The following is a 12,021-nucleotide window of genomic DNA, read 5'->3' as shown; positions in this document are numbered from 1 at the left end:
GAAACGCGGAGATCAACATCGAGTTGATCTCCGCGCCCGGTGGTTCGCCCGAACGGCCGCTACACGGTCGAGGCGACCTCGATCTTGCCTTCGATGATCTGCTGCTTGTAGCCCTCGAGGATGCCCTGCAGCTTCGCGTCGATCTTGCCGCCCGACGTCGCATACCCCATGCCGTTCGACCTGAGGTCGAACACCTTCGGCAGCGACGCCAGGTCGTTCTTCGCGGCGGCGTGGAAGAAGTCGTACACGGCGACGTCCACGCGCTTGAGGCTGGAGGCCACGATGACGTCGCGGTTGGCCGCGAGCGCGGGCTGGTTGTACTGGTCGGCGTCGCAGCCGATCGCCAGCACGCCGGACTGCTTCACCGCGGCGAACACACCGATGCCGGACACCCCCGCAGCCGGGTAGACCACATCGGCACCCTTGTCGATCAGGCCCTTCGCGGCCTCCTGGCCCTTGGGCGGGTCCTGGAAGCCGGTGAAGTCGCCGGCCGGGGTGATGTACTTCTTGTCGAGTGAAATCTTCGGTGCGGCGGTCTTCGCGCCTTGGTAATAGCCCGCCTCGAACTTCTGGATCAGCGGGATGTCCACGCCGCCGATGAAACCGACGTGGCACTTCTTGCTCTGGTACGCGGCGACGACGCCCGCGAGGAACGCGCCCTCCTGCTCGGCGAACACCAGCGGCGTCACGTTCGAGACCCCGTCCACGACTGAGTCGACGAGGCCGAACTGGACGTTCGGAAACTCCGGCGCGACGACCCGCAGCGACTCGGTGTAGGCGAAGCCGACGCCGACGATGGGGTTGAAGCCCTCGGACGCGAGCTGGCGCAGGCGGGTCTGCTTCGCGGACTCGTCCTCGTTCGGCGCTGCGGAGAGCTCGCGGGTGTTCTCCTTCTTCACGCCCATGTCCGCGATGGCCTTGTCGAACCCGGCGGCGGCCAGGTCGTTGAACGACGCGTCGCCGCGGCCGCCGATGTCGTAGGCCAGGCCGATCTTCAACGCGCTGCCGTCGACCTTGTCCCCGCTCACCGCATCGGTGCTCGACGTGACGGGCGCGGTGGGCGCCTCCGCGAACTCACAGCCACCGGTCGACCCGGTGGACGTGGTGCTACCGCCGGAGTCCTTCGCGCAGGCGCTCACCATGAGGCTGGTCAGCGCGATCGCGGCCACGGCGGTGCCACGCATACGACGACGCACGGTTCGTCTCCTCAAACTCGGCTAGGAGGCGGACGGTACCTCGCACGCAGAGCAAACCTGTTGAGTACGAACACTTTTCGGAAAACGAGGAAGTCGTACGGGTAAGCGAGGTACGGCGCCAGGAACGTGTAGTCGTCCTCGCGCACGACCGGTAGCCGATCCGCGTGTACCAGCCCGCACGAACTCTCCACTGGGCGCTCCCACGCAGCAAGCCCTTGCGGGGCAAGAGATTCCCGCAGTTGAGGAATCGCCCGACACGATCGCGCTCACCGACGTCCTCCTTCCTGAAGAGGAGGCCATGGAGACGGCTCACGAAGACACGAGCGCACTCACCCGGCAACTGGCGCGCATGGCAGCCGATAGCCCGGCGGAACCCGAGAAGTTCTGGCAGCCGGTCGCGGACAGGGTGCACGTTTCTCGGCTTGCCCGTAGAGGGCTGCACCGCCGTGCGCGCCATGGCCTACGTCCTGCGCGAGCACCTGCAGTAGACCGATCTACCCCGGCGTCATCACACGAGCGTCAGGGCGGGTTCCGGTGATCTCCTCGTATATAACCCGCACGGTGGCCGCGTGGCGACTGAGCCACTTCCCGCGGCTCGGTGTCTCGTTCGTCCGTGCTGTTCACGATCGGTGCCGCCAACCAGCGTTGCGGTAGTGAGCGATGATCGCGAGTTTCACTTCTCGTCATCGCAATCGCCACCAACCTGCGGGCTGCGTGGGCGGCCGTCATCGCGCTGCAGACCCGCCGAGCAGGGCACTGGCCACGGCGCGGCCGGAGAGCCAGGCCGTCTGCACGCGTGGGCGCCCGAACGCGTCTCCGCACAGCCACACCTGGCCGTCCCTCGCGTACGGGGCCTCGGAAGTCTTCCCGGGCTGGGCGTAGGTCCAGCGGTGCGTCTCGATCTGCGGCGAGACGGTGATGCCGAGCAGTTCCCCCACGGCTGCGGCGAGTATCGGACCGGCCTCGGCAGGCGAGTGCAGGTGTTCGGAGGCCAGTTCGGCGGTGGAGTGGGCGACGAGGACCGGTGCGGCGTCGCCTCGGCGGTCACCGTCGTCGCACACGGTGGCGAGCACCGGGTGGTCGTTGACGAACGCACCGCGAAGGCCACTCCACGAGCGGGCAGGATAGGTGAGGATCGCGGCGATCACCGGCCGCCAGTTCTGCGAGGTCGCGGCGGAGACGATCGCCGGCGGCGGCGACAGCCTCAGTGCCTGGGGTCCGGGCATGGCCAGCACCACCGCGTCCGCGCCCTGCGCGACGGATTCGATGGAGGCGACCGGAGTGGAGAGGCGGACGTCGAGTCCGTCAGCGAGATCGGTGGCGAGGCTGCGCAGCCCACCGGGAGCGGCCCAGCGCATGGGACCGCGCGTGTCCGTGCCTGCGGGGTAGACCCGGAAGGTGTCGGTCCAGGGACGGGCGAGGCCCCGCGCCTGCCAGGACTCGGTCTGCTCTGCGAACGCGGGGTCGTCGGCGACCAGGTAGGCGGCGCCGATGTCCGCGTATCGGCCGTTGATGCGCCGGCTGGCCAACCGCCCGCCCACGACACGGCCTCGGTCGAGAACACGTACTCGTGCTCCGCCTTCTGCCAGCGCACGTGCGCACGAGAGACCCGCTATGCCTGCCCCGACCACGACGACGTCCACGAAAGACACATTAAGTGCCCCGCAGGGAGGTCACAGGACGACGTGCCTTCGCAGCACCAAGAGCGCGAGAACAATGCCGCCCTGCTCGTGCCCTGGCCCGCACGACGCTGCGTTGGGTCCTGCTCCTGGTCAGCCTGGACACGGCTCGGCCTGCTCATGGTGGCCGCGGTGCTGGTCAGGGCCACCATGAGGGGTGGCGGTCATCGCCCTGCTGGTCAGTCTCGCGAGCGGTGTCCTGGCGTTCCGCCGGTTGTGGTTCCAGGTGCCCGTCGAGGTGCCCGGACTGCGGAAGTTCCTGCTGCCAACCGCGGCGATCGCGGCCAGCGCCGAAGTCGCGGCCGCGGGTGGTCAGTTCCTGGCCGGCAGGGCGGAGGTCCCGGCCTCCCGGCGTGGCATCACGTTGCGGCCCAGGGGAGAAAGCGCCGAAGATCTCGTTCAACGCCGACTTCGCCCGCGAGGGCACGCGATTGTTCATCACGCCGAACCGTCGGCTGGCGCCGTCCGGCTGCCTGTTCCTGGTGCACTGCGAGAGCCTGGTCGGCGTGGGCGTTGAGCTTCAGCTCCTGTTCGCATGAGCCGCAACCGCGGGCGACGCCGAGGAATTGTTGCCTCCACGGCTAGAACAGGCTGACCCAGGGGAGTTCCTCGCTGCGATCGCGGACTTCACCGCCCGCCGCAGCATACCTCTTCTCGCCCGGCAGCCGCTCGGATTGGACGCAGACAGCGCAGTCCACGATGGTCGCTTCTCGAACGCGCGGACAGTCCTGTGCGACCTACTGTTCGCGTCACTGGGAACGCAACTGGTAACCCACTCCGCGTATCGTTCGAATCAGCTGCTCGTCCGGCAAGTTGAGCTTACGCCGCAGGTAATGAACGTATATTTCTACATTTCGCGAATCGCTTGCGAAATCCACGTTCCAGACGTAGCTTAGAATCTGCGCTTTGGAGATCACTCGCTCTTCATTGATCATCATGAAACGCAGTAACTTAAACTCAGTGGCCGACAGTCTGATGGGTTCCCCGTTTCGCCACACCTCTAGGCTGTCTTCGTCCATTTCAAGAATTCCCGCCCTCAGTCGCTCTCTGGGTTTGTGTTCAATTCGTCCCCGTTCGAGCAGGCTGTTGATCCTCGATATCAGATCATGCAAGGAGAATGGCTTGGTCAGGCAGTGGTCGCCGCTCGGTGCGAGGCCGCCGCCGTTGTCCTGGAATGTCTCTCGGGTGGTGAGGACGAGGACTGCTGCGAAAGCGCTCGCGTTTCTCAGTCGCCAGTAGATCTGCGCTTCATCTGCACCGGGCCGCGCGATGTCGAGTAGAACGACTTGCGGACGGTGACGTGTCACCTGGGCTAGGGCCGTGCCGTACGCGGACGCAACTACGTCAAAGCCTGCGGACTGCAGCGAGGCAGCCAACCAGGACCGGCTCTTGTAGCTGCTTTCGACTACAAGAACCCGAGGTGATGAAGGTGACGTACCCATCATCGGATAGCACCACAAATTCCCTTCTTTGTGAGTGTGGCTGAACGATTTTCCGAATTTTTCCTGCAATGTAGCGAGAGAGGGGAGCTGATCTTCCTTGAGTTCGGAAGGATCAACGTAGTTGTTGGTGTTTAGTGTTTGTGCTCGTAAGAGTCCTTTGTGGACCAAGTTGGCAGTGGGGGTCAGTGGCTCGAGTGCTCCGCGGTTCCGAGAAGGAGTGGATCTTCAGGGCTGGGGCCAACGGCGGTTAACCCACTTGATCATTCGTCAACTGCGCTCAACTGTGCGGAACGTTCTGTTTATGCAGGTCAGCGGCCTGCGAACCCGTCTGGGGTCAAGGGGTCGCAGGTTCAAATCCTGTCGTCCCGACGGTCGATGACCAGCGGTTTTACCTTTCGAAGTAGACCCGCCGATGTCGTTTTGCCCGATTGTCGTCGCGAAGTGATCGCGCTGCGGCGAAAACCCGCCAGGGCGACGAAGGCTGCCACGCGAACCAGGTGAGCTGGATGGCCAGGTGACCCGGCACCGGACTGGTGGAGAACCCCGCCGCCGTGCTGGCCTGCATGGCCCCGTAGGACGGCAGGAAGCGCATGATCGGGTTGTCGGCCCCAGCGGCAACAGCGGCGGCGTCGAGTACCTCGACATGGCCTATTCGTTCAACCCGTCACGGCTGACGCCGTGGGGACAGCGGTTCTTCAACGGCGCCAACGGGATCTGGCAGACCTCGAAGCAGGCCACGATCTACGGCTAGCTGGTCGATCTTCACAGGTGGTCGACGTACCCGTGACCATCAGCGTGATGGTCACGGGAGGCGCAGCCGCTTAAGTCCCTGCGTGCGCCGCCCGCGCCACGGTCAGAGTTCCCAGGTGATCGAGGGCAAGGGGTTGTCAAGCGTCGGCGAGGTCTGCCATGAAATCGGCCAACAGGGCGGCGAACGCTTCCGGTGCTTCCAGGTGAGGAGTGTGACCGGCGTCGGGAATCACCTGCACTTCGCCACGCCAGAGTGCGGGGAAGTCCAGCCGCCGTAGGTAGTCCAGGCTGACCAGTTGTTCCTCGACGCCGTGTAGGACGGCCATCGGCTGGCGGAGTGCCGCGACGATCGCGAGCTCGTCGGCGAACCGGCCGGCGCCTGCGCTGACGCCGAGTCCCGCTCGGGCCGCGCCATCGGTGGCCAGGATGTCAGCGATGATCTCGTCCAGCGCCAGCGTAGAACCCGGCGCGGTGAAGCTGGCGGCGGCCAGTTCGGCCTCGTCTCCGCTGACGTGTTCGCTGAAGAGCGCCCCCATCGCCGGGTTGGGCAGGAATGCCTCGGCCATCTGGGCAGGAGTGGCGACCGGTGGTGCGCCGGAGAGGACGAAACCGCCTGCCTCCGGCAGTTCGGGGGCGGCTTCCAGCACGATCTGCCCACCTAGGCTCCAGCCGACGAAGACCGCGTCGGTGACTCCGAGATGGTCGGCGAAACCGGTGAGCACCGCGGCGTGTCCTGGCAACGAGTAGTCGGCGTGGTTACGGGCGGGTTCGGACTGACCATGACCTGGCAGGTCCACGGCGAGGCACCGGAAGCGCCTGCCGATGTCGCCCTTCAGCACCGGAAGCCAGGTCTTGGCCGAGGAGGAGTTCCCGTGGACGAACACCATCGGGCGGGCGTTCTCGCGACCCGAGCGGGAATCGACATCCAGGTAGGCGATCCGCTGTCCGTTGATCTTCATGCTCGACTGCTGCACTCGAAGTCCTTCTGTTCGGTTCATTGATTTCGCCATCACCTCAGCTGAGGCCGGGCAAAGCAGGAAGAAGTGCGTGAAATGATGGTGCGGCTCGGGTTCTCGAATTTCTGTCCCGCTCGGCATGGCGATCGCCGTGAGCTCCTTTCCAACCTAGGTGGCGATCAATGCGACGACAAGTGCGTTCTCGACAACGGCGCGTTCACTCTCGCGCAATCGGGCCGGGTTAGTGAGCGGGCTCTGCTGGAGCTGGTGGACCCCGATGTACCGGAACGGTTTCGCGCCCGCGGCGGCGGCTGTCGCCATGACCACTCTGTAGGGAGTAGTCGTACTCGGCGGCCAGGTTGCCGAAGGTGACCACCAGGCCGATCACGCTGCCTTGGTGGTCGGTGATCGCCCTATACCGGGGCCGGCCCCGTCCTTCGGCCCGATGAACAGCAGGGCGGTCGGGTGCGCCGTGGCGCCCCAGAACGCGGATCCGGCGACTGCTGTGTTCGATGACCGCGAGCACGTACAGGCGGGTGCCGCTCAAGGTCGCGACTTCGAAGAAGCCACAGGCCAGCAGGGCTTCGGCCTGGGAATGGAGAAAGTCGGCCCAGGTGGTGGAGGTGCGATCGGGTGCCGGGTCGATGCCAGCGTCCTTGAGGATCTGCCACACCGTGGATGCGGCGATCTTGATGCCGAGTACGAGCAGTTCGCCGTGGATACGGCGGTAGCCCCAGGTGGGGTTCGCCCGTGCCAGACGCAATACCAGGAGCCGGATCGAGCGCACGGTCCGTGGACGGCCGGGACGCTTGGGGCGAGATCTGGCCGCGTGGCGGCGGGCGAGCAGGTCTCGGTGCCAGCGCAGCACCGTTTCCGGGCGTGCCGGCAACGTGAACTGACGAAGTACTTTCGCCGGGAGCCGGTGCAGCAACGCCGCGAGGAACGCTCGATCGACGGGGGAGAACCGAAGTTCGAGTTTTGCCCAGTGGCGTTCCAGGACGGTGATCTGGTGCCATAGCACGAGGATCTCCACGTCCTTGTCCTGGTCGCTTAGAGGTCCTAACAGAATGATCGACGTGCTGGCGCGCAGCGCGTCAGATGGGTCAGTCGCCGCCGTGGATCGTCTCGGACGATCTGTGGGAGCGGATAGAGCCGTTGTTGCCGGTGGTGCCGCGCAGACCTCGTAAGCCTGGCCGTAAGCGGGTGTCGGACCGGCAGGTGTTGTGCGGGATCCTGTTCGTGCTGCATACCGGGATCCAGTGGGAGTTCCTGCCGCAGGAGTTGGGCTTTGGCTCCGGGATGACCTGCTGGCGGCGGTTGCGGGACTGGAACGAGGCTGGCGTGTGGTCGCGGCTGCACGAGGTTCTGCTCGCGGAGTTGCACTCGGCGGGCAGGCTGGGCTGGGACCGCGCCGTGATCGACACGTCGTACGTCCGGGCTGCTCGACGCGGCCCAAAAGCGGGCCGAGCCCGGTCGACCGCGCCCGCCGGGCTCCAAGCACCACGTCCTGACCGACGGCGGCGGCATCCCGCTCGCGGTCCTGCTCACCGGCGGCAACCGCAACGACGTCACCGGTCTGGAGCCGCTGCTGGACGCGGTGCCCAACGTGCGCGGCAGACGGGGCCGGCCCCGCCGACGCCCGACGATCGTCTACGCCGACCGAGGCTACGACCACGACAAGTACCGCAGGCGCCTGCGCGCCAGGGGAATCACGCCTCGGATCGCTCGCCGCGGCGAGCCTCACGGCTCCGGCCTGGGAACAGTCCGCTGGGTCGTGGAGCGCACGATCGCCTGGTACCACGGCATGAAACGCCTACGCATCCGCTGGGAACGCCGCGACGACATCCATGAAGCCTTCCTCGGCCTCGCTACCTGCATCATCTGCTACCGCCACGTCCAACGATCCTGTTAGGACCTCTTATGGGTAGCAGGCGCAGTAGGGCGAACGCGTTGGTCACGCTGAGGTAGGCCAGTCGAAGCAGCATGGCTGATCATCATGCCCTTCACGTCTGGTCACGACAGCCGGTCTTGAAGACGAACCGTTGAGCCAGCGGAATTCATGCTGCACTCGCTTGGATCTCGGGAGTCCGCGTGACCAGTCAGACTTTGCGGCGGCCAATCTGCGCACGATGGAAGGTGTGCTCGTCAACTAGCGGCTTGTGCCCGTTCGGCGCCGAGGTGATCCACTGATCGGCGGGAGAGACGGTCGTCTACGGTGCAGGTTCGGACTGACGCCCGGTCTGCTTGGCGTTGCCGACGGCGCCGCCGAGTTCAGGCTGTGAGTAGACCACCCCGACGCGCATCAGAGACCCAATGCCGCTGCGAGTGCCCGCAGATTGGGCAGCGGGTCGTCGGTCGGCGTATCGACGGCGACCTGCACAACCACGTGGTCAGCGCCGGCGTCGAGATGTGCGGTGACCGAGGCGGCCGCCTCCTCGGCTGATCCCATGCCGACGAGCGCGCGAGGCAGCCGCTCGGACTCGCCGATTGCCAGGTCGGTCTCGTCGAATCCTTGTCGCAGCCAAGAGTTCCGGTAGTTGTCCAGCCGCGAGTAGAGATCCAAGTGGCTGCGGGCACGACGCAGTTGATCTTCGGCGCTGCCGCCGATAGCGATCGCTTGCTCGGTCACGATCCACGGGTCGTCACCGAGGATGGCGCGGGTGTTTCGCGTCTGTTCGGGCAGCACCAGATACGGATGTGCGCCGTCGGCGAACTCGCCGGCGAGTTCGATCATCTTGGGCCCCAACGCAGCCAGTAGACGCGTCGGTCGTGAGCCGCGCTCGAGTTCGGCCGGCACCGAGTTCATGGCATCCAGATACGTGCGCATCATCGTCAGCGGCTTGCGGTAGGCACCGCCGAGCGAGCCTTCGACGAAGGGGGCGTGGCTGACGCCCAGGCCGAGGACGAACCGGCCCGGGTACAGGGCGGTGAGCATCCGGGCGCCACTTTCTGCGGCTGTTGGCAACCGGACGTGGATGTTGGCGATGCCGGTACCGATGACCAGGCGCTCGGTGGCACCCAGGAAGGCCGCGGATTCGATCATCGCGTCCTTGCCGTTGCCTTCTGGCATGAACAGCGATCCGTAGCCGAGCGACTCGATCTCGCGGGCCATGCTCTGCGCGTCGAGGATCGGCCACGGCTCACTGTTCCAGAACACGCCGATCTTTGATGGAAAGTCGATGGCGCTGGGTTTGTTCGGCATCGTCACTACCTTCGTTCGTGGATGAGCGCACGCTCACATGAAGATCGCGCGCGTCAGCCGGACGGCGTAGTCCGAATCAGGATTCGTCGTTCCGTCGCCAACTCGTTCGGCGATGGCGGCGATGGAGATGTCCCGGCGCTTCGGCAGCCGATCCTTCTCGGCCGTGGCGAGCGCCTTTCCCATCTCCTCGCTGGTGAGGTCCGTGCAGTAGCACGGTGCGCCCGGTTGTTGACGCCATGACTCGGCCAGCGGGCCGGCGTCGAAGCCGTCGAATCCGGTCTGATCGACCAACATCATTCCCAGTTCGCGTGCGTCGGTGTCATCGGCAGCGACCGGGATGGCGATGCGACCGGGCGTTCCCGCGGGTGCCCCTTTCTCGGCCAGTGATGCCGATCCGATGGCGTTCCACGCCTTGACGATCGGGCGGCCGATCTGCTCGGTCAGCCACACGCTCTCGACCTCGCCGTCGTCGATGGCTTCGATCCGCCCATCGCGAAGCGGGTAGTAATTCGAGGTGTCGATGACGACGGCGTCGGCCGGCGCCGCGGACAGCACTGTCGCGAAGGCCGGCATGCGATTCAAGGGCATCGACAAGATGACGACATCGACGTCGCGCACCGCGTCGGCCGCTTCGACCGCGCGGGCACCGGTGGACAACGCCTCAGGATCGATCGTCTCCGGACCGCGGGAGTTGGCGATCTTCACGTCATGACCCGCTGCGCTCAACTTGTAACTCAACGTCTTGCCGATGTTTCCGGCGCCAACGATTCCGACCTTCATTCTCGCTCCTCCACGTTCTTCACGTCAGTCGACGGCCGGGTGTGCAGGTCTTCGAGCGCGTGCCGAAGCTCGTCGGTGCGGCCTCACACCCGCGGCACCATTCCGACACTTCCGGGCGTTTGGCCAGGGGCGCTGTCGTGTCGACCCAGCGGTGTTACCGCCCACGCGCACATGGCGCTGCAGCGCGCCGCGTTGGCGGGGCTGCTACTGGTCGAAGACTCCAGGGGTGTCGTGCAGGACGACGCTGTGTTCGAGCGGGACCCGACCGAGGCGGAAGCTGTTCTCGCGGGCTTCCAGATCGGCTGCGCCGAAGGAGATCCCGAAAAGCAGCTTGAGCTCCGCGGGAACACCCAGGACCTCGCGAACGGTGTCGGCATACATTCCGAGCATGGTTTGCGGGATGCCGCCGAGCCCTCGCGCGGTCAGTGAGAGCAGGAAGTTCTGCGCGTACATGCCGATGTCACCGGCTACCCGCACCCCGTCGCCGAACACCGGCATGAACAGGAGCGCAACGTGGGGAGCGCCGTGGAACTTCAGGTTCTCCAGGGCATGTGCCTTCCTGCCCTCCCGGTCCGAGCGCGGGATTTCCAGTGCTCCATAGAGAGTCGCGGCGTGGTCATGTGCCCGGTCGAGGTAGGCGCCCTGGCCGAAGTCGGCGTAGTCGAAGGTGAAGTCGAAGGAGAAGCGCTCTTCCTTGTCGGCCTTGAGCAGTTCGGTGCTCAAGGCGTCTCGTGCCGCGCCCGAGACGACGTGCACCGTCCACGGCTGGGTGTTGCAGTTCGACGGGGCGGCCTGCGCGTCCTGAAGCACGCCACGGATGACCGACGGGGACAGCGGGTAGGGCAGGAACCTCCGAACGGAGTGCCGGGACCGCACGACATCGGCAAAAGACGAGGTCGTCGCAGATAGGGTCGTGACAGACAAAACTGTTCCTCTCATGGGTGTTCCGCTCGGTTCGCGTGAACGCTGCGGCGTCACACGGAATCGTCACAGGGCATGACACAGCCCACTGCGTGTCAGCGAGTGCGGCGGCCGCACCTTCTGACAACGCCGACAGCGGATTGCGAAAGAAGCTGCCGGCGCCTAGTCCGCGTCGTCCTGTTCGCGGTATCCGCACTCAACGAGCGCGCGCAGACGGGCCAGCGCCTCCTCGTCGGTGTAGCCGGTGCCCCTGAGCCAGGCCACGGAGCCGGCCGCGAGGTACAGGTCGTATCCCTTCACCGACGCTCGCACGTGCCCCTCACGCTGCGCGGCGCGCACGTACTCCTCGGTGGTGGCAACGAGATCGTCACAGGGCACGGTGAGCGGGTTGTCCGGATTCTGCTCCCTGGCCGCGGCCACGAGCGGTTCTGGCAACCCGTTGAAGGCGCTGAAGTAGTCCTCCAGAGCCTGCAACCACTGCCGCAGCGCCTGAGAGACGTCATCGAGCCGTGCGATGTCCGCCCGCCGGGCCAACAACTCCGCAGAACGCGTCTCCAACACCGCCGCCAGCAGTGCCTCCCGAGCGGGAAAGTGCCGGTACAGCGTGGCGGGCCCGACACCTGCATCCTTGGCTATGGCCTCCAGGGAAGATCCGACACCGTTCTTCAAGAAGTGACGCTGCGCCACCTCCAGCAGAGCCGCACGGTTGCGCTGAACGTCCGCACGCGGCTTGCGCCCCTGCTGTCCTTTCACGCTCACACGTCCTCCGCTTGCGCGTCCTTACGGCACAGATGAAACGGAGGCTGCCTCCGCATAACCGAGCGTAAAGCGGAGGCAGCCTCCGGTCAAGTCCACGCCCGGCACTGTCAGTGAGCTACGAGGCTGGCCGAGATGGTCGGCAGTGGCGGTCTGATCCAGATGGCTGTACGCGCGGTCACGGGGAAGGAAAGTGGGTCGAAAGCGAGTCTGTCGGCGAGAACGCGCCGGTGCCCTCGGCTCCGTCAGTGCCACCCCGCCGGCACGTGTTACCCAGATGGCCCGAGTGGCACCCCAGTCCTTGGTCAGCCGGCTAACGATGATCATTCCTCGCCGACG

Annotated in this window: 10 protein-coding genes and 1 pseudogene; 2 read left to right on the top strand and 9 right to left on the bottom strand. The window is 65.8% G+C overall.

Features of this window, described 5'->3' with window-relative positions:
- Positions 1 to 59: 59 nt before the first annotated feature.
- Entirely contained in the window at positions 60 to 1,184 is a 1,125-nt protein-coding gene (locus tag DFR72_RS38580) for a BMP family lipoprotein (protein WP_090071644.1), read from the bottom strand.
- Between the two features lie 737 nt (positions 1,185 to 1,921).
- Positions 1,922 to 2,839 carry an NAD(P)/FAD-dependent oxidoreductase gene (locus tag DFR72_RS38575; protein ID WP_090071646.1) on the bottom strand — a complete coding sequence of 306 codons (918 nt, stop codon included), beginning with the start codon at positions 2,837 to 2,839 and terminating at the stop codon, positions 1,922 to 1,924.
- Positions 2,840 to 3,228: 389 nt separating this feature from the next.
- On the opposite strand from DFR72_RS38575, the gene DFR72_RS38570 reads away from it, so the two are divergent.
- Positions 3,229 to 3,414: a hypothetical protein gene (locus DFR72_RS38570; protein ID WP_090071648.1), complete on the top strand. Its 186-nt coding sequence runs from the start codon at positions 3,229 to 3,231 to the stop codon at positions 3,412 to 3,414.
- A gap of 210 nt (positions 3,415 to 3,624) precedes the next feature.
- Here DFR72_RS38570 and DFR72_RS38565 read toward each other — a convergent pair whose 3' ends face one another.
- The 3 genes from DFR72_RS38565 to DFR72_RS38545 form a co-directional block, all read right to left on the bottom strand.
- The gene (locus DFR72_RS38565; protein ID WP_143086962.1) at positions 3,625 to 4,485 is read right to left on the bottom strand and encodes a response regulator transcription factor; all 861 of its coding nucleotides are present in this window, start codon (positions 4,483 to 4,485) and stop codon (positions 3,625 to 3,627) included.
- A 719-nt stretch (positions 4,486 to 5,204) separates the two neighbouring features.
- Positions 5,205 to 6,164, bottom strand: coding sequence for an alpha/beta fold hydrolase (locus tag DFR72_RS38550; protein ID WP_090071654.1), 960 nt, complete (start codon positions 6,162 to 6,164; stop codon positions 5,205 to 5,207).
- A gap of 100 nt (positions 6,165 to 6,264) precedes the next feature.
- Positions 6,265 to 7,056: a helix-turn-helix domain-containing protein gene (locus DFR72_RS38545; protein ID WP_211335677.1), complete on the bottom strand. Its 792-nt coding sequence runs from the start codon at positions 7,054 to 7,056 to the stop codon at positions 6,265 to 6,267.
- A gap of 65 nt (positions 7,057 to 7,121) precedes the next feature.
- Here DFR72_RS38545 and DFR72_RS38540 point away from each other — a divergent pair.
- A pseudogene (locus DFR72_RS38540) lies at positions 7,122 to 7,935 on the top strand (IS5 family transposase).
- A gap of 390 nt (positions 7,936 to 8,325) precedes the next feature.
- Here the strand turns inward: DFR72_RS38540 and DFR72_RS38535 are convergent.
- From DFR72_RS38535 to DFR72_RS38520, 4 genes are all read right to left on the bottom strand, one after another.
- Complete coding sequence (locus DFR72_RS38535) at positions 8,326 to 9,225, bottom strand: TIGR03620 family F420-dependent LLM class oxidoreductase (RefSeq protein ID WP_090071877.1); 900 nt, start codon at positions 9,223 to 9,225, stop codon at positions 8,326 to 8,328.
- A gap of 33 nt (positions 9,226 to 9,258) precedes the next feature.
- Positions 9,259 to 10,005, bottom strand: a complete 747-nt coding sequence (locus DFR72_RS38530) for an NADPH-dependent F420 reductase (protein ID WP_090071660.1) — start codon at positions 10,003 to 10,005, stop codon at positions 9,259 to 9,261.
- Positions 10,006 to 10,209: 204 nt separating this feature from the next.
- Entirely contained in the window at positions 10,210 to 10,944 is a 735-nt protein-coding gene (locus DFR72_RS38525) for a nitroreductase (protein WP_090071662.1), read from the bottom strand.
- Between the two features lie 144 nt (positions 10,945 to 11,088).
- A complete protein-coding gene (locus DFR72_RS38520) occupies positions 11,089 to 11,685 on the bottom strand; it encodes a TetR/AcrR family transcriptional regulator (RefSeq protein ID WP_090071664.1) in 597 nt (198 codons plus the stop codon).
- Positions 11,686 to 12,021 lie beyond the last annotated feature (336 nt).

The sequence above is a fragment of the Lentzea flaviverrucosa genome (assembly GCF_003350445.1).
GTDB lineage: Bacteria > Actinomycetota > Actinomycetes > Mycobacteriales > Pseudonocardiaceae > Lentzea > Lentzea californiensis.
Note: the sequence above shows the minus strand (reverse complement) of the source record. Positions and strands in the feature narration are given on the sequence as shown.